Source organism: Priestia megaterium (assembly GCF_041941685.1).
GTDB lineage: Bacteria > Bacillota > Bacilli > Bacillales > Bacillaceae_H > Priestia > Priestia megaterium_C.
Window position 1 is genome coordinate 4,967,280 of record NZ_CP130958.1, and the last position, 20,465, is coordinate 4,987,744.

The 20,465-nt window shown below is 38.8% G+C and carries 23 protein-coding genes; 1 reads left to right on the forward strand and 22 read right to left on the reverse strand.

The window, feature by feature from the left end; translation table 11 throughout:
* Positions 1 to 170 precede the first annotated feature (170 nt).
* A complete protein-coding gene (locus Q5794_RS26330) occupies positions 171 to 593 on the forward strand; it encodes a helix-turn-helix domain-containing protein (protein ID WP_025752508.1) in 423 nt (140 codons plus the stop codon).
* 27 nt (positions 594 to 620) lie between these two features.
* On the opposite strand, the gene fabZ is transcribed toward Q5794_RS26330, so the two are convergent.
* The 22 genes from fabZ to wecB all read right to left on the reverse strand — a co-directional run bounded on the left by fabZ (position 621) and on the right by wecB (position 20,454).
* The gene (gene fabZ, locus Q5794_RS26335) at positions 621 to 1,055 is read right to left on the reverse strand and encodes a 3-hydroxyacyl-ACP dehydratase FabZ (protein ID WP_215054844.1); all 435 of its coding nucleotides are present in this window, start codon (positions 1,053 to 1,055) and stop codon (positions 621 to 623) included.
* An 83-nt stretch (positions 1,056 to 1,138) separates the two neighbouring features.
* Positions 1,139 to 1,960, reverse strand: a complete 822-nt coding sequence (locus Q5794_RS26340; protein WP_374988563.1) for a flagellar hook-basal body protein — start codon at positions 1,958 to 1,960, stop codon at positions 1,139 to 1,141.
* Between the two features lie 23 nt (positions 1,961 to 1,983).
* Positions 1,984 to 2,808, reverse strand: coding sequence for a flagellar hook-basal body protein (locus tag Q5794_RS26345; RefSeq protein ID WP_215054846.1), 825 nt, complete (start codon positions 2,806 to 2,808; stop codon positions 1,984 to 1,986).
* Between the two features lie 114 nt (positions 2,809 to 2,922).
* Positions 2,923 to 3,924, reverse strand: a complete 1,002-nt coding sequence (locus Q5794_RS26350) for a rod shape-determining protein (protein ID WP_013059791.1) — start codon at positions 3,922 to 3,924, stop codon at positions 2,923 to 2,925.
* Positions 3,925 to 4,110: 186 nt separating this feature from the next.
* On the reverse strand, positions 4,111 to 4,374 hold the full coding sequence (spoIIID, locus tag Q5794_RS26355) for a sporulation transcriptional regulator SpoIIID (protein WP_025908769.1): 264 nt from the start codon (positions 4,372 to 4,374) through the stop codon (positions 4,111 to 4,113).
* Positions 4,375 to 4,650: 276 nt separating this feature from the next.
* Complete coding sequence (locus tag Q5794_RS26360; RefSeq protein WP_215054847.1) at positions 4,651 to 5,481, reverse strand: M23 family metallopeptidase; 831 nt, start codon at positions 5,479 to 5,481, stop codon at positions 4,651 to 4,653.
* A 162-nt stretch (positions 5,482 to 5,643) separates the two neighbouring features.
* Positions 5,644 to 6,666 (reverse strand): stage II sporulation protein D, encoded by a 1,023-nt coding sequence (spoIID, locus tag Q5794_RS26365; RefSeq protein WP_215054848.1) that lies wholly within the window; start codon positions 6,664 to 6,666, stop codon positions 5,644 to 5,646.
* A 161-nt stretch (positions 6,667 to 6,827) separates the two neighbouring features.
* Entirely contained in the window at positions 6,828 to 8,132 is a 1,305-nt protein-coding gene (murA, locus tag Q5794_RS26370; RefSeq protein WP_013059795.1) for a UDP-N-acetylglucosamine 1-carboxyvinyltransferase, read from the reverse strand.
* Positions 8,133 to 8,163: 31 nt separating this feature from the next.
* Complete coding sequence (locus Q5794_RS26375; RefSeq protein WP_192997076.1) at positions 8,164 to 8,904, reverse strand: YwmB family TATA-box binding protein; 741 nt, start codon at positions 8,902 to 8,904, stop codon at positions 8,164 to 8,166.
* 160 nt (positions 8,905 to 9,064) lie between these two features.
* A complete protein-coding gene (locus Q5794_RS26380) occupies positions 9,065 to 9,301 on the reverse strand; it encodes a DUF1146 family protein (RefSeq protein WP_013059797.1) in 237 nt (78 codons plus the stop codon).
* Positions 9,302 to 9,575: 274 nt separating this feature from the next.
* Positions 9,576 to 9,980: a F0F1 ATP synthase subunit epsilon gene (locus Q5794_RS26385; protein WP_028411988.1), complete on the reverse strand. Its 405-nt coding sequence runs from the start codon at positions 9,978 to 9,980 to the stop codon at positions 9,576 to 9,578.
* A 26-nt stretch (positions 9,981 to 10,006) separates the two neighbouring features.
* Positions 10,007 to 11,428: a F0F1 ATP synthase subunit beta gene (gene atpD / locus Q5794_RS26390; protein WP_013059799.1), complete on the reverse strand. Its 1,422-nt coding sequence runs from the start codon at positions 11,426 to 11,428 to the stop codon at positions 10,007 to 10,009.
* Positions 11,429 to 11,464: 36 nt separating this feature from the next.
* Complete coding sequence (locus tag Q5794_RS26395) at positions 11,465 to 12,322, reverse strand: F0F1 ATP synthase subunit gamma (RefSeq protein ID WP_013059800.1); 858 nt, start codon at positions 12,320 to 12,322, stop codon at positions 11,465 to 11,467.
* A 105-nt stretch (positions 12,323 to 12,427) separates the two neighbouring features.
* The gene (gene atpA, locus Q5794_RS26400) at positions 12,428 to 13,936 is read right to left on the reverse strand and encodes a F0F1 ATP synthase subunit alpha (RefSeq protein ID WP_013085461.1); all 1,509 of its coding nucleotides are present in this window, start codon (positions 13,934 to 13,936) and stop codon (positions 12,428 to 12,430) included.
* A 15-nt stretch (positions 13,937 to 13,951) separates the two neighbouring features.
* Positions 13,952 to 14,497: a F0F1 ATP synthase subunit delta gene (locus Q5794_RS26405; RefSeq protein WP_013085462.1), complete on the reverse strand. Its 546-nt coding sequence runs from the start codon at positions 14,495 to 14,497 to the stop codon at positions 13,952 to 13,954.
* A complete protein-coding gene (locus tag Q5794_RS26410) occupies positions 14,494 to 15,012 on the reverse strand; it encodes a F0F1 ATP synthase subunit B (protein WP_215054850.1) in 519 nt (172 codons plus the stop codon). The genes Q5794_RS26405 and Q5794_RS26410 overlap by 4 nt, the downstream gene beginning before the upstream one ends.
* Positions 15,013 to 15,114: 102 nt before the next feature.
* Positions 15,115 to 15,327, reverse strand: a complete 213-nt coding sequence (atpE, locus tag Q5794_RS26415; RefSeq protein WP_013059804.1) for a F0F1 ATP synthase subunit C — start codon at positions 15,325 to 15,327, stop codon at positions 15,115 to 15,117.
* A gap of 90 nt (positions 15,328 to 15,417) precedes the next feature.
* Positions 15,418 to 16,128 carry a F0F1 ATP synthase subunit A gene (atpB, locus tag Q5794_RS26420; protein ID WP_013059805.1) on the reverse strand — a complete coding sequence of 237 codons (711 nt, stop codon included), beginning with the start codon at positions 16,126 to 16,128 and terminating at the stop codon, positions 15,418 to 15,420.
* An 18-nt stretch (positions 16,129 to 16,146) separates the two neighbouring features.
* On the reverse strand, positions 16,147 to 16,518 hold the full coding sequence (locus Q5794_RS26425) for an ATP synthase subunit I (protein ID WP_013059806.1): 372 nt from the start codon (positions 16,516 to 16,518) through the stop codon (positions 16,147 to 16,149).
* Positions 16,519 to 16,524: 6 nt separating this feature from the next.
* The gene (locus Q5794_RS26430; RefSeq protein WP_215054851.1) at positions 16,525 to 16,746 is read right to left on the reverse strand and encodes an AtpZ/AtpI family protein; all 222 of its coding nucleotides are present in this window, start codon (positions 16,744 to 16,746) and stop codon (positions 16,525 to 16,527) included.
* Between the two features lie 297 nt (positions 16,747 to 17,043).
* Complete coding sequence (locus tag Q5794_RS26435) at positions 17,044 to 19,236, reverse strand: S8 family serine peptidase (protein WP_215054852.1); 2,193 nt, start codon at positions 19,234 to 19,236, stop codon at positions 17,044 to 17,046.
* A 66-nt stretch (positions 19,237 to 19,302) separates the two neighbouring features.
* Positions 19,303 to 20,454, reverse strand: a complete 1,152-nt coding sequence (wecB, locus tag Q5794_RS26440) for a non-hydrolyzing UDP-N-acetylglucosamine 2-epimerase (RefSeq protein WP_215054853.1) — start codon at positions 20,452 to 20,454, stop codon at positions 19,303 to 19,305.
* Positions 20,455 to 20,465 lie beyond the last annotated feature (11 nt).

Below are 20,465 nucleotides of genomic sequence, written 5' to 3' on the forward strand. Positions count from 1 at the left end.
AATGAATCTTTTTAGAGAAAAAAAAGAAATAAAAACAGGTTTTATTCCCTTTATTGCAGAAGGTAAAGTGTATATGTTTCATATTGTGCGAATTCAGCATGTTACAAAGAACATGAACTACATTCGAACAATAAGACATATACTTATCTTTACGAAATCAGGTGATGCATATGAAGGATTTTGGAGAAAGAATTAAACATTTCAGACTAAAAGGAGGATTTTCACAAGAAGAATTAGCAAATCAGTTGAATGTTTCTCGTACAACTATTTCAAAATGGGAATGTTCGAAACAAACGCCTTCCATTTTTGATTTTCTATCTCTATGTAATTGTTTTCAAATTACGCTGGACCAACTTATTGAGCCTTCCTCTTATAAACAAGATCATTTACATGACTTCCAACTTCTTTACTTAACAAGAAAATGTGAATCGGATTCACACGACGAGACCATTTTAACCCTCATAGATAAACAGCCCTTATTGAAACATGTGCTCTTACAATTTTCATCTCTGTCACCAACACTTCAAAAAGAGTTGCTAACGGATATTATACCTTTATTAAAGAAGCTTTTTTCTGCTTTGCAGCGCCAATAAAAAAGCTGCATCAGCAGCTCTTATGTACTATTCTTTTTTATCGCTTAAAGCAAACATAATATCTGTTTCGCAGACTAACTCTCCATCTACAGTTGCGATACCTTTTCCTTTGCCAATAGATCCACGCGCACGTACAATTTCAACCTCTAAACGCAGTTGATCACCAGGTCTTACTTGCTTTTTAAAACGGCAGTTGTCAATGCCTGCAAAAAATGCTAAACGTCCTTGATTTTCTTCTTTTTTTAGCATAGCTACTGCTCCTACCTGAGCCAAAGCTTCTACAATTAAAACCCCTGGCATCACAGGATAGTCAGGGAAATGCCCGTTAAAAAATTCTTCATTGGCAGATACGTTTTTTAAACCAACTGCTTTTTTTCCCTCTTCCACTTCTAAAATACGATCGACCAATAAAAATGGATATCGGTGTGGAATAATTTCTTTAATTTGTTCAATATCAAGCATAAATAAGTCTCCTTTCAAACCGCATGTAACATACGGTACTATTATCAATATACAGAATGCTCAATTGAGAAGCAACTACTTGCTTAAGCTCTAATTCCATTAACCAAGCCCATCATTTGATCTGCAATTGAAATAGAGCGGGAATTAAATTGATACGCACGTTGAGCAATGGACATATCAGTGAGTTCTTTGCTCAAATCTACATTTGACTGTTCCAATTTCCCTTGCTCTACGCCTGCTGTTTCTCGAGCTTTTCCAGTCAAATCTGTAAACATATTCGGTTGGTTCATCCCTGCTGGAAAGGCAAATAGATTTTCTCCTTTAGCTTCTAGCACCTGCGGCTTTTGGACATTTGTTAATCCAAGTGTAAACTGGTCAACGCCGGTATTCGTAGTAACCGTTATCGTTCCACTTCCATCAATTTGTATATCTTTGAACGCGTTACTGAAAATAATAGCTTGACCATTTTCCCCGAGCACATCCTGACCAGAACCGTTTACTAATTTAACATTGTTCGGACCTTCAGGGCTAAGATGAAAAGAACCATCTCGCGTATATTGTACAGGCTGTTGGGAATCGTTTACGGCAACTTGAAAATAAACGTTTGGATTTGATGCAGCTACATCTAATAGTTTATCTGTATTCTGAAAAGCACCCTGCGTCATATTCAAGCTCGTTTGACCTAAATAAGCGCCTGTGCCTTGCCGAATTCCAGCTGGCGTAAGCCGCTTTTCTGTTCCCTTATCTTCTTGATTGTTTACTTGTTGATACAGCATATCATTAAATGAAGCATCTCTCGCTTTATACCCTGTCGTATTTGTATTAGATAGATTATGACCAATGACATCAAGCTGCTGCTGCAGCTGCCCCATCGTATTAGCCACTGTTATCATTGTACGGTTCATCCTTCTCATCTCCCCTGTTGCTTTTAGCGCACACGCCCAATTTCATTTGCCGCTTTATCCATGCTTCTATCGTAAGCTTGCATTATTTTTTGATTTGCCTCAAAAGCTCTGTAAGCCGTTAGTAAATCAGTCATACTTTGAGCAGCATCTACATTAGAACGTTCAACAAATCCTTGCTTTACCTGATAAGAAATGCCTGGATTATTCCTTGCTGAAGGCAAGGGCTGATTGTTCAGCGTTTCATACAATCCATTCCCTGCCTTTTTAATCGTTTGTAAGTCACTAGCATAAGCAATATCGATTTGTGCAACCTGCTGATTATTTTCCGTTACGTTACCTTGTGAATCAACTGTAAATTTTTCACTTTTTAGTTGAATTGGTTTATTATTTGTATTTAATACATAAGCTCCGGTAGACGTAGTTAAAAACCCTTCCTGATCTAATGTAAAATTACTGTTTCTTGTATATTGAGGCGTATTATCAGGGCTTTGTACCACAAAAAATAGTCCGCCCTCTTTTGTAGGCATATTTTGCTCCATCAATGCAATATCAGTTGATTGAGACGTTTGCTGAAAATCACCTTGTGTAAAATTTGGAACTGTTTCTTGCATATACACGCCCGTATTAATCGCACCTATGTCTTTTTTGTTCTGAACAGAGATGCTGCGGTCAGTAGGTAAATCTTCAGATTCCATTCGCTGCAGAAACATATCAGGAAATGCCTTTAACGTACCTTGATCTGCTTTAAATCCTGGCGTATTAGCATTTGCTATGTTATTCGTTAATAAGTCAGTTTGACGCTGTTGAGACAGCATACCCGCTGCTACCGTGTAAAACCCTTTAAACATACTTCATCCTCCTTACAAGTAAACGTTGTTCGTTATAGCCAGCTCACAGAGTATAATAGATAAAAGAAGAGACTCCTCTGTATGAAACGAGCCAATAGAGGAGTCTTCATTTATTTAAACAATATTGCGACGAGATAATTTATCAATATTATCGAGCATAATACCTGTTCCAACAGCTACACAACCCATTGGATTTTCTGCAATTAGCACAGGCACCTTTAATTCTTCCGCTAACAGCTGATCCATACCGTGAAGCAATGCTCCACCGCCAGTTAAAATAACGCCTCTGTCTATAATATCGGCAGAAAGTTCGGGAGGTGTACGCTCTAATACACTTTTCGAAGCTTGTACAATGACGCTGACAGACTCTCTAAGTGCCTCCTCTACTTCTTCAGAATAAACAGTAACCGTACGAGGTAGGCCTGAAACCATGTCTCGCCCTCGAATGTCCAGCTCTTCATTACGAGCTTTAGGAAACACCGTACCAATTTTCACTTTAATTTCTTCTGCTGTACGCTCTCCAATTAAGAGCTTATATTTTTGCTTAATGTACTGCAAAATTTCGGCATCAAAACGATCACCAGCCATCTTAATAGAAGCTGCTGTTACGATATCGCCCATTGAAAGGACGGCCACATCGGTTGTACCTCCACCAATATCTACGACCATATTTCCGCTCGGTTGAAAAATATCCATTCCAGCGCCAATAGCCGCGACTTTTGGTTCTTCTTCCAAATAAATGGTTTTTCCACCGCTCTTTTCAGCAGCTTCGCGAATTGCTTTTTGTTCAACAGAGGTAATATTTGTTGGACAACAAATTAAAATGCGCGGCTTGGATAAAAAACCTTTTACATTTAATTTGTTAATAAAGTGTTTGAGCATAGACTCTGTAATTTCGAAGTCAGCGATAACACCATCTTTTAAGGGACGAATAGCAATAATATTACTGGGCGTTCTTCCTACCATACGTCTCGCTTCTTCCCCTACTGCTAGCACTCTATTTGTATTTTTATCAATCGCCACAACAGACGGTTCATTTAACACAATTCCTTTGCCTTTAACGTGAATTAAGACGTTAGCTGTACCTAAATCGATACCAATGTCTTTTGCTAACATACCTTAAATCCTCCTTCTATTTACATATCTTTGCATGATAACCATTCTTTTTTCCTAATTTACTATTTTATCACAATTTGTATATGCATGTTGTTATTAGCAAAAATATTTATTATATACCTATTTTATCCAAAAAATAAAATGCCCTATACTACCTCTATAAAAAAGGCAATATTGGGCATTTTTTCATTTTACAATTTCTTCTTCCTTTTTGTACTTTAATTTTGTTGCTTCTCCTCCACGCAAATGCCGAATAGATTTATGATAATCAAGAATTTCTTTTACTTCATTTGCTAACTCAGGATTTATTTCTGGTAGACGCTCTGTTAAATCTTTATGGACAGTACTTTTCGAAACGCCAAATTCCTTCGCAATTACACGAACTGTTTTCTTTGTTTCTACAATATACTTTCCAATCTTGATAGTTCTCTCTTTGATGTAATCGTGCACACTACTCGCCCTCCCCAAATTGGATATGAGAAGTATCCAAGGGAATGTATATATTATCCCTTTTCTAACATTCTCTTTATAGGTTTGTAACAGTTTATTAGCTTGTGTGCAGATATATGCTAGAAAAGTCAGTAAGGACAAGTGATTTCTTATATTTTTTTGAAAATTTAGTGTTTTTTATTTACTTTTTTAACATAATGCATCTCATTTTAGAAAAAATTCATAAAAAAAGAAGCTCGATTTTATCCAGCTTCTTTTCATATTTATGGTCTTGCCTTATGCATTTGGTTTAGACGTATCTGTTGAAGGTTGTTTTGAATCTTTATCTTCTTTAGTCTTTTCATCAGATGATTTTTCGCTACCCTTTGATTCTTCAGAAGAAGAGTCGTCTTTTGGTTCTGTCACTTCAGCTGCTTTGACTTCTTTGATAGAACTAACAGATTTTCCAAAATAACTGCTTGGATTAATTGCTACACCATCTTTACGAACTTCAAAATGCACATGTGTTTTTGCTTCTTGATTATATAAGCTTTTTCCAGCTTTTGCGATTGTTTGGCCTTGTTTAACAATATCTCCTACTTCTACATCAGCTTTCTCAAGAGATTGATACTGTGTTACTAAACCATCTTTGTGATCAATTTCTACTACATAACCTAGTAAAGGATCTTTTGCTGCTTTTGTTACTGTACCGCTAGCTGCTGCTACAACATCAAATGATTTATCTCCCTTAACAGCTAAGTCAACACCTGTGTTTGGATGATACGTATTGTTGTAGAAAACTAGTGCTTCTTCTTGCTGTTTTTCAGATGCTTGATCGTCGTAGAAAGGCTTTTTCACAATAGCTGATGCTTCACTAGCAACTGGCATTTTTAAATTTTCAAGCGAAGCATTTACCTCTACAGCGTCGTCTCGATAAGCCGTACCGTCTTCGCTATAGCCACTTTTGTCTTCTTTGCTAATATCGTTTCCATTAGCTTGAAACCAAAGGACTGCTGTAAGAATAATTGCTGCACTCGCTAAATAGATAGCCGGGAACACCCAACGCTTTCTAACTAATTTTTGAACTTTCGATTTTGGAGAAGTACGTTTCTTTTCTTCCTCTCTCATATATCATCACCTCAGCAATCAGTCTGAACACAATTGAATGAATATATACACAGCGATAAAAAATTTTTTTCGATTATTTTTCAACAGATGAATCTAAAATATACATTTTATTTAAAAAAAGTGAAAAACATAAAAAAAGACCCTTCTATAAGGGTCTTTGAATTAGCGTTTAGCTGTCAATTGTGCAACAAACTGATCGTTAGGGGTAATCGCCACGCCTGTATAATAATGAGTAACAATATCTTTATACGTTTTTCCTTCCAGTGCCATACCATTTGCTCCATACTGACTCATCCCAATACCATGTCCATATCCTTTTGTATTGATGATAATTTCATTACCTTTTTTTGTCCAATGAAAGTCGGCTGACGATAAACCCAGTTTTTCCCGGACATCTTTTCCCGACAGTTCTTTACCGTTTATCTTTACATAATCTACGCGCTGCCCCGGCGTTCTAGAGACGATTTCACCTACTGATCCACTGTTTGTTAATTTCACTCCAAGCCTCCGCTCAAAGCTAGCAACAGACATTACTTTCTGATTTGTATATTCAGGGGACTTTTTATCCCATGGACTAGCTACACTTTTTAGATAAGGAATGGAATTCTTCCAATACGCTTCTGAATTTTCGGTATAACCATTGCTGGTAGAAAAGAACGTAGCATTAATTGGCTTATTTTTATACGTAAGAATTTGACCTTGGGTGTCCTTCACTGCTTCTTGAATTTTTTTGATTTTCCAATCATAGTCTTTGTTCCATCTGCTTCTTAGCTCATCTTTATTTAAATATACTTGGTACTCTACAGTATCAGTCACATCCGCTCCTTCGGGAAGATGACTATTTCCATTCATCATAGTTTGCACAATATAGGTTCTGGCTGCCAAACTTTGAGCCTTGAGTGCTTCAAGTTCAAAAGTAGCAGGCATTTCAGCTGCTACTACCCCTACAAGATAGTCTTCGAGCGGCAGTTTTTCTACTTTTTTCGTTTCCGTACGATAAACGCTGACGTCAAGAGGAGACGCTGTCACTTTTTGTAGTTTTTCGGTTTTTGGGGTCTGTTTGACATCTTCATGTAGCTTTCCATCTGTCTTTTCAGTAAAAGGAACAACGAGAAGTGTTGGGATGAGTAACACAACGAAAAAAAAGATGACTCCTAGTACGACGATTGGCTTTGCTTGTTTCATGAACGCCTAGCCTCCATATCTATTATTTTGAAAAGGAACACCTATATCCCTATATTCCATATGTATGGAGGTGGACAACCTTTTATGACAGCAAACCGGCCATAAGGGTCGTCCAACGACAAAAAAAGCATCTCGCTATGAGATGCTTTTTTATGACATATTTACTTGACGTCTGAAGCCTGTTGAGTTTGTTCTACTTGCTTTGTTTCGTCATTTACACGTTCAATATCAGCGCCTAAAGCGGCTAATTTATTGTGGAAATTTACATAACCACGATCAAGGTGTTTTAATTCCGTTACACGCGTATAGCCGTCTGCTACAAGTCCTGCTAATGTTAACGCTGCTGCTGCACGAAGATCTGTTGCTGCTACTTCAGCGCCTTGTAGTTGGGAAGGTCCGTTAATAATAACAGAGCGCCCTTCAATTTTAATATCAGCGTTCATGCGGCGAAACTCTTCTACGTGCATAAAGCGGTTTTCAAAAACTGTTTCTGTAATCATACTTGTGCCTTCTGCTGCTAATAATAATGCCATCATTTGAGATTGCATATCCGTAGGGAACCCTGGATGAGGCATTGTTTTAATATCTACTGATTTTAGCTTTTCAGGTCCTACAACACGTAAGCCGTCGCCTTCTTCAGTAATTTCAACACCCATTTCTTCCATTTTAGCAACAAGTGAACTGATGTGCTCTGCTACTGCACCGCGTACAAGTACGTTTCCACCTGTAATAGCTGCTGCTACCATGAATGTTCCAGCTTCGATACGATCTGGAATAATTGCATGTTCTGCACCATATAATTTATTAACACCTTCAATACGGATCGTACCAGTTCCTGCACCGCGAACTTTAGCGCCCATTGCGTTTAAGAAGTTTGCTAAGTCGACAATCTCAGGTTCTTTTGCTACGTTTTCCATAATTGTAGTGCCTTCCGCTAATGCTGCTGCCATCATAATATTTTCTGTGGCACCTACACTTGGGAAGTCTAAATAAATTTTAGCACCTTTTAGTCTTCCTTCAACTTTTGCATCAATAAAACCATTTCCTACTTGAACTTTAGCACCCATTGCTTCAAAGCCTTTAAGATGCTGATCAATCGGTCTTGATCCAATCGCACATCCGCCAGGTAAAGCTACACGAGCCTCACCTGTACGCGCCAATAAAGGACCCATTACAAGTACTGAAGCGCGCATTTTTCTTACATATTCAAAAGGTGCATCTGTTTTTAACTCTCTTGATGCATCTACAACTACACGATTTGTTTCAAAATCTACTTCTGCATTCAGATGTCTTAAAACTTCGCCAATCGTAAATACATCGGAGAGAGCTGGTACATCATTTAGAATTGTTTTTCCTTCACTAGCTAATAAGGTTGCAGTGATAATAGGTAAAACGGCGTTTTTTGCTCCTTCAACTTTAACTGTACCGCTTAATCTATTTCCACCGCGGACGATGATTTTTTCCAAGGTATTCCCCTCCGCGTCCATTTTCTCTATATTAATATTCAGACGTAATGATAGGTGTGCCAACAACTATGGTTGTTTGACCGCCCATTCTTGTCTTGCGTAATGCAATTTGTAAGTTCATTTCCTGCTTTTTCGTTTGAAGAGCTTCTTTCCACAGTCCAGTATATGCTGAAACAGAGGTAAATGACTCTTCCACTAGAGATTCCACTGGTTTAGCATTGAAAGCTCGTAATAGGTCTTGAATTTCAACAGACAAAACACTTTCCATCTTACCATTGATTTCCCCTGTTGCACAAGAGAAAATTATGGGTTCTGATAGGAAAATTTTTTCATAATTTGTCTGAAATACATTTTGAAAATGGGTCATATTTTTTTCTTTTAAACCTTGTCCCGTTACATGATACGATATGTACGCATTGCTGTGTTCATCGATCGCATAAGTTAACAGAATGACTTCGTTCACATCTTCACTTTTGCGTGTACCTATTGCTTTCCATAGGTCTCTTTCCCTCTTCACTTCCCATTTAAAACCTCTGAAATTACTTTTAATACTTTTAGCTTGCGAATAAAAGGTTTTTTGGTCAGTAACAGCTTTTACTTCTTCTCTTGCATACAACGATACTTCAGTTAACGAAACATGCTGCTTATTTAAGGTGTGAACAATCTTCTCAATAGTAGTTTCATTGTTTTGGGCATTGCTCACATAACTTCCATGATATACGAATAAGCCAGTAATGAAAATAGCCAAAAAGACACTAATTTTTTTAAACATTTCGCCACTCCCTCTCCGTACTCATCAGTCTTTCCAGAAGGCGATGATACATACATGAAAAGGGTCGTCATATTTAGACATAGCGACATATATTAGCGTATAAATTCGTATATCTTCAATGAATGAACGTCTATTTTATCATAGACTCATAGCCTGCCAATCATTGAAAAAATGAGGGAATGCGCTGTGACCAAAATAAATAATCCAAAAAGAAATTACTTACTGTTGATGAAATCGTAATGGTCAATAAAATAAGCATTAATTTTGCTTGAAACACATGATTGGGTTTCATCAGCTTTTCAATTTGAAAGCCTTGCAAAGCATACCAAGTAATCACAATAAAAATCAAATGTGAAATCATGGTTAGTAACGTTTGCTGTTCAATTCCTCCAAACAATAAAAGCACTCCTTTTAAACACCATATGAAAAGAAGAGACGATCATCGTCTCTTCTTTTCATATTAAAGCACACTTATGCAAATTCGTAAACGGTAACATGAAAAACATTTATTTTATTCCCTATTTTAAGATCCTTTTCCATTATTGAGCAAAATAAAGAAGATGGATGCGCTTAGTTAAATGGAATATATAATCATAGATAAATGCTATTTGCTCTTCCCCTTTTGTATAATAGAGCAAAAAAGCCCTCTCATTCGTTTGAGAGGGCTTTTTTTAGAACTTACGCTGACTAATATCTAAACGATTGACTGCCCGTTTTAAGGCAATTTCAGCACGCTTAACATCAACGTCGTCTTGTTTGCTATCAAGGCGCATTTCAGCGCGCTTTTTCGCTTCTTCTGCACGAGCTACGTCAATCGCTTCAGCTGTTTCAGCAGCCTGTGCAAGAATTGTTACTTTGTCAGGTCTTACTTCAAGAAATCCTCCGCTAACAGCCACAAGTTCTGTACTGCTTGCTTTCTTCAAGCGGACGGCTCCAATTTGTAAAGGAGCAACCATCGGAATATGTCCATGTAAAATACCAAGCTCACCGCTCTGTGCTCGGGTACTTACCATTTCCACTTCTGATTCGTAAACTGGGCCATCAGGAGTCACTACACTGACATGGATTGTCTTCATTTAAAAAACCTCCTATGTCCCTTAAATTAAACTTCTACTCCCATACGTTTCGCATTTTCAATAACTTCTTCAATGCGGCCAACTAAACGGAACGCATCTTCAGGTAAATGATCGTATTTACCTTCCAAGATCTCTTTAAATCCTTTAACAGTTTCTTTTACAGGAACATAAGAACCTTTTTGACCTGTAAATTGTTCTGCTACGTGGAAGTTTTGAGACAAGAAGAATTGAACGCGACGAGCACGTTGTACAACAAGTTTATCTTCATCAGATAACTCATCCATACCTAGGATTGCAATGATATCTTGTAACTCTTTATAACGCTGTAACGTTTGTTGAACTTGACGCGCAATTGCATAGTGCTCTTCTCCAACAATTTCAGGAGATAAAGCGCGAGATGTAGATGCTAATGGATCTACCGCAGGGTAAATACCCATCTCTGATAATTTACGCTCTAAGTTTGTTGTTGCATCTAAGTGAGCAAATGTTGTCGCTGGAGCTGGATCCGTATAGTCATCGGCTGGTACGTAAATCGCTTGAATCGATGTTACAGAACCTACGCTTGTTGACGTGATACGCTCTTGAAGCTGACCCATTTCTGTCGCTAATGTTGGCTGATAACCTACTGCTGATGGCATACGGCCAAGTAATGCTGATACTTCTGAACCCGCTTGTGTGAAACGGAAGATATTATCGATAAAGAATAATACGTCTTGACCTTGTTCGTCACGGAAGTATTCTGCCATTGTTAATCCTGTTAATGCAACACGTTGACGTGCACCAGGTGGCTCATTCATTTGTCCAAATACCATAGCCGTCTTCTTAATAACACCAGAATCTGTCATTTCATGGTATAAGTCATTACCTTCACGCGTACGCTCACCTACACCAGCGAATACAGAAATACCGCCGTGCTCTTGAGCAATGTTATTGATTAACTCTTGAATTAATACTGTTTTACCTACACCGGCACCACCGAATAGACCGATTTTTCCACCTTTAATGTAAGGAGCTAATAAGTCTACTACTTTAATACCTGTTTCAAGAATTTCAGCTTGTGTAGATAGATTTTCGAACTTTGGTGCTTGACGGTGGATTGGATCACGACGTGCACCTGCATCGATCGGGGCATCTAAGTCGATTTTTTCACCTAATACGTTAAATACACGACCTAACGTAACGTCACCAACTGGTACTGAGATTGCTGCACCTGTATCTTCTACTTCTAATCCACGAACTAAGCCATCAGTGGATGACATTGCTACTGTACGAACTGTGTTATCACCTAAGTGAATCGCAACTTCTAATGTTAATTCGATTGCAACTTCACTTGCACTGCTCGGTTTATGTGAAATTTTAAGGGCGTTATAAATTGCCGGAAGGTGTCCGTTGTCAAACTTTACGTCTACAACTGGACCCATGATTTGAGTAACGCGTCCTTTTGTCATCGTGTTCCCTCCTAACTTGCTTTTCCATTAAACTTTCTATTCTAACGCTGCCGCTCCGCCAACAATTTCCGTAATTTCCTGGGTAATTGCCGCTTGACGTGCACGGTTATATGACAATGTAAGATTATTGATAAGATCTTTTGCGTTGTCTGTTGCACTTTTCATCGCTGTCATACGAGCAGCATGCTCACTTGCTTTTCCATCAAGCAGGCCACCGTAAATTAAACTCTCTGCATACTGAGGAAGTAATACTTCTAAAATCTCTTCTTGTGATGGTTCAAATTCATAACCAACAAGTTTACCAGAAGGTTGAAGATCTGTTAGAGGCAATAGCTTCTTCTCCGTCACTTCTTGTGAAATCGTATTGATAAAGTGATTGTAGTATAAGTAAAGTTCATCAAACGTACCGTCCGCAAACATTTGAACTGTTTGTGAAGCGATTCCTTGAATGTCAGCAAAAGCTGGCTGATCTGCTAAGCCTGTGATTTCAAGCAAAACCGGAATACCGCGTTTTACGAAGAAATCTCTCCCTACTCGTCCAATTGCAATCACGCCATATTCATCAGGTGATTGATGGCGTTCTTCAATAGCTTGAGATACTTTTCGTAAAATATTACTGTTATATGCTCCTGCTAGACCGCGATCTGAAGTGATTACGATATAACCAGTCTTCTTCACGCTGCGCGCAGTTAACATTGGATGTGAAGCGCCTCTGCTGCCTAGGGCTACGCTTGAGACTACCTCTTGAATTTTTTCCATGTATGGAACAAACGATTTTGCATTTTGTTCCGCTCTATTCAGCTTTGCAGCTGAAACCATTTCCATTGCTTTCGTAATCTGGCTCGTTTTTTTCGTCGATGTGATTCGAGTTTGTATATCACGTAATGATGCCAAAGGTTTCACCACCTTGTTTTAGAAGATCACGTGGTATGAAAGGTGAACAAATGTTCACCTTCACCTTATTGAAAGATTGTCTTAACATACCATGCTGACAATATATTATTCAGATGCAATAAATGTTTTCTTGAATTCTTCAAGTGCTGATTCGAATACGCCAGCTTCAGGAAGGCCACCAGTTGTACGGATTGATTCGAGTACTTCTTTACGGTTTGATTCTAACCATGTTAAGTACTCGTCTTCAAAGCGTGTAATATCTGATACTGGAACATCATCTAAGAAGCCTTTTGTTAATGCGTAAAGCACAGCTACTTGTTTTTCTACGCGAAGCGGTTTGTGTAAGCCTTGTTTTAAGATTTCAACTGTACGCGCTCCTCGATTTAATTTTGCTTGAGTTGCTTGGTCAAGATCAGAACCGAACTGAGCAAACGATTCAAGCTCACGATAAGATGCAAGGTCTAGACGCAGTGTACCTGCTACCTTTTTCATTGCTTTAATTTGTGCAGATCCCCCTACACGTGATACAGAAAGACCAGCATTAATCGCAGGACGTACGCCTGAGAAGAATAGATCTGACTGTAAGAAAATTTGTCCGTCTGTAATCGAAATTACGTTCGTTGGGATATAAGCAGATACGTCTCCTGCTTGCGTTTCAATAAATGGAAGAGCTGTTAATGAACCTCCACCTTTTGCGTCCGATAACTTTGCCGCACGCTCTAATAAACGAGAGTGCAGGTAGAATACATCCCCTGGATACGCTTCACGACCTGGAGGACGGCGTAATAGTAATGAAAGTTCACGATAAGCTGATGCTTGTTTTGTTAAGTCATCGTAAATAACAAGTACGTGCTTACCGTTATACATAAACTCTTCACCCATTGTTACCCCAGCGTATGGCGCTAAGAATAATAGTGGAGCTGGTTGTGAAGCTGATGCTGTTACAACGATTGTGTAATCTAGAGCACCGTGTTTACGTAATGTCTCTACTACGTTACGAACTGTTGATTCTTTTTGGCCAATCGCTACATAGATACATACCATATCTTGATCTTTTTGGTTTAAGATTGTATCGATTGCTACCGATGTTTTACCCGTTTGACGGTCACCGATAATTAACTCACGCTGTCCACGACCGATCGGTACAAGTGCGTCAATCGCCTTGATACCTGTTTGAAGCGGCTCATGTACTGATTTACGATCCATAACGCCAGGTGCAGCACCTTCAATTGGACGTGTTTTTGTTGTTTCTACTGGGCCTAAGCCGTCTACTGGCTGACCTAATGAGTTAACAACACGACCGATTAACTGCTCCCCTACTGGAACTTCCATGATGCGTCCTGTACGGCGAACTTCGTCACCTTCACGAATTTCCGTATATGGTCCTAAAATAATGATACCTACATTGTTTTCTTCTAAGTTTTGTGCCATTCCCATGACACCATTTGAAAATTCAACCAGTTCTCCAGCCATGACATTGTCGAGGCCATGAGCACGTGCGATACCGTCCCCAACTTGTATAACAGTACCTACATCACTCACTTTAATCTCAGACTGATAGTTTTCAATTTGCTGCTTGATCAGCGCACTAATTTCTTCAGCTTTGATGCTCATGAATTTCACCCCTATCTACGATCTGTGTGCAAGAAGTCCTCGGTGGATCGTTTCTAATTTGCTGCTAATGCTGCCATCATAGATACGATTACCAATGCGAAGCTTCACGCCGCCGATTAGGCTTTTATCTACTATATTTGAAATATTTAAAGTATGTTTTCCAACTTTAGAAGCAAATGATTGCGAGATTGCTCTTTTCTCATCTGCACTTAAAGGTTTGACAGAATAAACAGTTGCATCTGCCACGCCACGTACTTCGTTCGCTAGGAAACGATACTCTTGTACCATTTGGCTAACAATTTGAATGCGGTGACGCTCTAATAATAGAAGAACCGTATGTTGAACAGTTGGTGAAAGTTCAGCAAATGCCTCACTTACAAACTGTTTTTTTCGCTCAATTGTAATTTTTGGATGAGTTAATACATCCATTAATTCAGGTGTTTTAGCAAACACCTCTTCAACGATTTGTAGCTGGTCTTGCATTTCATCGATCATCTGTTTTTCTGTTGCTAATTGAAAAAGAGCTAGTGCATAGCGTTTGGCTACAGCTGGTTGACTCATCGTACATCCCCTACTTCTTGGATATATTCATGAATTAACTTCTCTTGATCTTGTTCAGAAAGTTCTTTTTCAATAACTTTCGACGCAATTAAAACAGATAATGAAGCAACTTGCTCACGTAACGCGGCAACTGCTTGATCTTTTTGCTGTTCGATTTCTTTTTTCGCTGCAGCTTTTAGACGCTCAGACTCTTCGCGTGCTGCCGCAATGATTTCTTCTTTTTTATCTTCTGCAGACTTTCTAGCGTTTTCCATCATTACTTGCACTTCTTGACGAGATTGCTTTAAGATTTCACGCTGCTCTTCAACAAGCTTCTTCGCTTCCTCATTTTGCTTTTCTGCTTCATCAATCTCACCGGCAATATGCTCTTCACGTTTTTTCATGATTCCCATTACAGGACCAAACGCGAATTTTTGAAGTAACGCAAGTAGGATAAGGAACATCACTAATTGGAAAAGAATATCTCCACCATTAATGCCTGCTGCTCCTAACACAAACATGTTCGACACGGCCATGTTCACTCCCTTCAGAGACTCCACATATATAATTTACTTATTAAAGACATAAAGTAATGGCGAAGGTTCTTTTGAATGATCTTCGCCACATGTAACACATTATTATTTACCTTGTACCATGAATGCAATAACTACGGCGATAATTGGAAGCGCCTCAACTAAGGCAACCCCAACGAACATCATTGAAGTTAATGTACCACGTGCTTCTGGTTGGCGAGCTGTGCCTTCAATCGTCTTAGAAACGATAAGACCGTTACCAATACCAGCACCTAGTGCCGCTAAACCAATCGCAATTGCAGATGCTATTAAACCCATTTTATAAAGTCCTCCCTTAATATATATGATTTTGTTTAACTAAGTTTTGTTTTGTCCAAATTGGGTATTACTTGAACAAAGCTTTATAAATTAATGGTCGCTACTCACTTTGTGAGATAAATAAACCATCGTTAACATTGTGAAAATGAAGGCCTGAATTGCGCCTACAAAAATACTGAATCCTTGCCATAAAAGCATTGGAATAGCAGCTCCAATTGTACCTAGGAAGCCTGTTGTTGCTAAACCAGCTAGCAAGCTTAACAAAATTTCCCCAGCATAAATATTACCGTAAAGACGAAGGCCAAGCGTTAACGTATTGGCAAACTCCTCGATAATCTTAAGCGGGAATAAAAATGCCATTGGCTTGAAGTAATCTTTCGTGTATGCAGAGAAACCTCGCATTTTAATGCCATAATAATGTGATAGTACAACTACCATAACGGCTAACGTCAGCGTAATTGCTGGATCAGCGGTTGGCGATTTCCACCATAAGTTATGGTCAATCACGATGGCAAATGGAAGACCCAACATATTTGACACAAAAATGTACATAAGTAAAGTTACACCTAGCGTCAAAAAGCGGCCACCTGTTTTCCAATCCATATTGCTATTAACGAGTCCTTTAACAAAATCTAAGACCCATTCAATAAAGTTTTGTGCACCGCTTGGCTTCATAGCAAGAGTACGAGTACATAAAACTGCAATTAAGAATACAATAACAGAAGCTACGGTAACCATAAGCAAGTTACTTTGACTAAAAGTAAGGCCTAGAAACTCTATAGTTGGTGATTCATGACCCAACTGTGTTCACCTCTCTTTCTATCTTCTACGCATATTTTGAACAACTAAATCTATGATAATGACAACATAATACGTCATTAATCCCACAACTACACTAATAATATGAAAGGTTTTTGGATAAGAGATGGTAATCACAACTGCGAGAGCAGCTGTTGCAAATCTTACAACAGTCCCAATTGAACGGGGCTTTTTCCCCTCATCCAACGCCTGTCCAAACTGCTCAAACTTTCTTACTAAGTTCCACAAATTATACAAACTCAGGGCGGTTCCTAAAATTAAACCTGCAAAAACAGCCTTATAACTTGTAAATCCCCAGCCGAGAACGTATAATGCTAACAAATACAATATGTATGAACGAAGTCTTGGAAAAACGTGCTGCAAATCCTGCATGAATTATTAATCTCCTGAAAAAAAATGGTGGACTGTCCGCAGCATCATAAAAACACCTGCTGCTAGCCCTAAAAGAAGGCCTAAAATCAAAAATAGTGGTTCGGTGTCAAGCCATTGATCAGCCCATCTTCCAAAGAATAAGCCAATTAAGACTGAACCTGCTAACTGTGATAGAATGATTGACACTAATGCCATCGCTTGCAAAGGATGACGGTTGCGATCTTTCATAAGCTCATACCCCTTTTGCAAAATTTTCTTTTTTCCGAATTCTCTATCGTTTTTATAGCTCAATATATGATAGAAAGGCAAAAAAAATTGCTAAAAAAGGTAAAAACAGCTAATAAAATACGCAGAAATATCAACGGTTTTCACAGGTTGAAAACCTTATCATTTATATTCCCTGTAAGCATACAATAGCGTATATTTAATGTCAATGTGTTTAAGCTAAAAACTTCACAATCTCTTCTTATTGTTCACATTTCTGCCACACATAAAACCTCTTCAAATGAAAACATTTAAAGAGGTTCATTCAATCGTTATTGTACTGTGTACAACCTGTTCTTGTCTATGCTTTTTCACAAATGCAAATATTTGGTACGCCCCCGGTACAAACGATTCATCAATCGTTATTTTTCGTTTTCTCATGCCTCTTTCTACATCAACGTCAACATCTAAATACGATATAAACTGTAAAGACTGCTTATCAAAAAGAGCAACGCCTAATTCTTCTGCTCCTTCAGGCAAAAACAGTTCATAGCTGTACGTATTTTTCTCTTTTTCCGCTGCTACTTGCAATCCCATGACACGAGGATAATCTGGAATGCTAACCATGTACATATAAGGAAGCGAAAATGTTTCACGTGAATCATTTATTTCCAAATATCCGTCATATATACCTTTATTTTTAAAACGGGGCTGCACCGATAAAGTGACAGCTATTTCTTTTGTCTGATGGGGCGGCACCGTGACGGGTAATGGAACAACCCAGTTCACTCCTTCATCCCTTTTCGGAACGTTTAAGCGATACGTTTTTGCTTTATCAGACTGGTTATCAATTTTAAATGATAAGACTTTCTTTGATGGGCGCGTAAAAATACCGAAAGATAAAGAAGATGGATAAAATAAAGAGTCTGCTGTGACAGCTTTTGCTATTTGAATTCTCCCGGCTCCTTGTTCATATACGCGATACGTTTGGCCATTTAGCTGCTGCATTACTTTACTTGTGTTCATCAATGAAGCTTTGACTTGTTCAGGAGACCAGTTCGGGTGAGCTTGTAAAATAAGAGCGCACGCTCCAGCTACATGGGGCGCAGCCATACTTGTTCCATGCATGCGTTCATATCCCCCAGGAACTGTACTATTAATGAAGTAACCAGGTGCGACGACGTCCGGCTTGATTCCCCAAGTAGTCGTTACAGGTCCTCTTGAACTGAAAGATGTGAGCAAGTCTTGCACCACTTGCTTGCCAGTGCGTAAGTATGGCTGTTGAGACTGAATGTGTTGATTAATGGTATCACCGCTTTTTTTACTTACCCATATCACTGGAATATTTACTGACTCTTGTAGTTTACCGATTATGCTTTTTTCAGTCGGGCTATATAAAATAACGGCTTTTGCTCCTGCCTGTTCAGCTTGTTTAATCTTTTTTTCAACCGCATTTCCTTCTGCTTTTAGCAAAATGACGTTACCCAACGCATGCTTTTGCTCTTTGAAGTATTCTTCATTTATTACACGCAGCGTTTGATTAAACGTCCATGGACGAGACCCTTCTACTGGCGCCATCATAATTTTTTCTTTGTTAAATCCAATTGTTAGAAATTGAACTGTTGTCGGGGAAACAGAAGCGCCAACCGAAATAGCTTTTCCCGCTGTACCTGGAGAGCCCACGGTCCATAAACCTGGACCTGAATTGCCGCTAGATGTAACCGTTACAATTCCTTTTTCAACAGCTCGATCTAACGCTAAGCTTGTTGGTAAATCAGGGCCATTCACATCATTTCCTAATGATAAATTAATAATATCTACATCATCTTGAATTGCTTTTTCGATAGCTAGAATAACGCTTTCAGATGTTCCAGCTCCACCAGGTCCAAGAGCTCGGTATGCGTAGATCTCCGCTTGAGGTGCTACACCTTTAATATTTCCATTTGCTGCAATAATACCAGCTACATGAGTGCCATGCAGAGTAGGCTCTCCTTGCTCCCGAGTGGTTTCCATCGGCTCATAATCTTTATCTATTACATCATATCCTCCCCTATAGGTTTGTTTTAAATCGGGATGAGAATAATCAACACCCGTATCGATGACGCCTACTTTGATCCCTTTTCCTGTTAAGCGCTGATTATAAGTATCAAATAAGCCTCTTACCTGTTCTGAGCCAATGAAGGTTACGCTATTTTCTTCTGCAACCTGGTATTTTTTAATAGAATGTGAACCAATAATAGAAGGATTATGAGATAGTTTTTCCAAATCCGAGATGGAGCCGTTTAATGAAAGTCCTGTAAACACCGTGTGAAATTCGCTCTTAATCTTTATATTAGGATAATTTTTTTGTAGCTGACTTTTAAATTTCGCGAATTTTTCTTTTTCAATCATGACAATTATTGATTTTTCCTGATGATTCATTTCTTGTTTTATAGAAGGAAATGTCGGATTGAGCGACATTTGCCCTCCCCCGCTTCCTAATATAAAGCTAATCATTAACCATTTAATCCACATAAAAAACACCTCTCACACTATCGTGTCTCAAAGAGACACTTTTCATGTGAAAGGTGTTTAGAAATCTTACGAAAGTGGATTAAAAGCTTCCGGTCTGTTTTCACGGCGGTTAAAATAGTAGCTAATAGCATCACAAATACGTTTAGAAGCTAAGCCGTCTCCGTAAGGATTCGATGCTTGTGACATTTGCTTATATACGTCTTCATCTATTAACAGCTCTTTTGCTAGCGTATAAATCGTTTCTTCTTCCGTTCCTGCTAGTTTGAGGGTTCCTGCTTCAATTCCTTCCGGTCGCTCTGTTGTATCACGAAGTACCAATACAGGTACGCCTAATGAAGGAGCTTCTTCTTGAACACCGCCCGAATCTGTCAAAATAATATGAGCGCGCTCAGCGAAGTTATGGAAATCAATTACATCTAACGGTTCAATTAAATGAATGCGTCGGTCATTTCCTAAGATATCGTTTGCTGTTTCTCTAACTACCGGATTCAAATGAACAGGATACACAACTTGCACATCTTCATGTTCATCCACAATACGTTTAACAGCACGGAACATGTTTTTCATTGGTTCGCCTAAATTTTCGCGGCGATGCGCCGTTAATAAAATAAGACGATCATCTCCCAATTTCGTTAACACTTCATGCTCATATGTCTCTTTTACTGTCGTTTTTAACGCATCGATAGCTGTGTTTCCAGTCACAAAGATTCGCTCTTCTTTTTTATTCTCTGCTTGCAAATTAGCTGCAGACTTATCTGTTGGAGCAAAGTGCAAATCAGCGAGAACGCCTGTAAGCTGACGGTTCATTTCTTCCGGATATGGAGAATATTTATTCCATGTGCGCAAACCTGCTTCAACATGTCCCACCTGAATTTGATTATAAAAAGCTGCTAGTCCGGCAATAAACGTCGTAGTTGTATCGCCGTGTACAAGTACGATGTCCGGCTTTACTTTTTTCATTACGTCGTCCAAACCTTCTAATCCTCTGGTCGTTACGTCCATAAGAGTTTGGCGATCTTTCATAATGTTAAGGTCATAGTCAGGCTGAATGTCAAAAATGCTCAATACTTGGTCTAACATTTCACGGTGCTGAGCCGTTACTGTAACAATCGCTTCGAACTCCTCCGGTCGCTTTTTAAGTTCTAGCACTAGAGGGGCCATTTTAATTGCTTCTGGTCTTGTCCCGAATATCGTCATTACTTTAATTGGCTGCTTCATGTTCATCACCC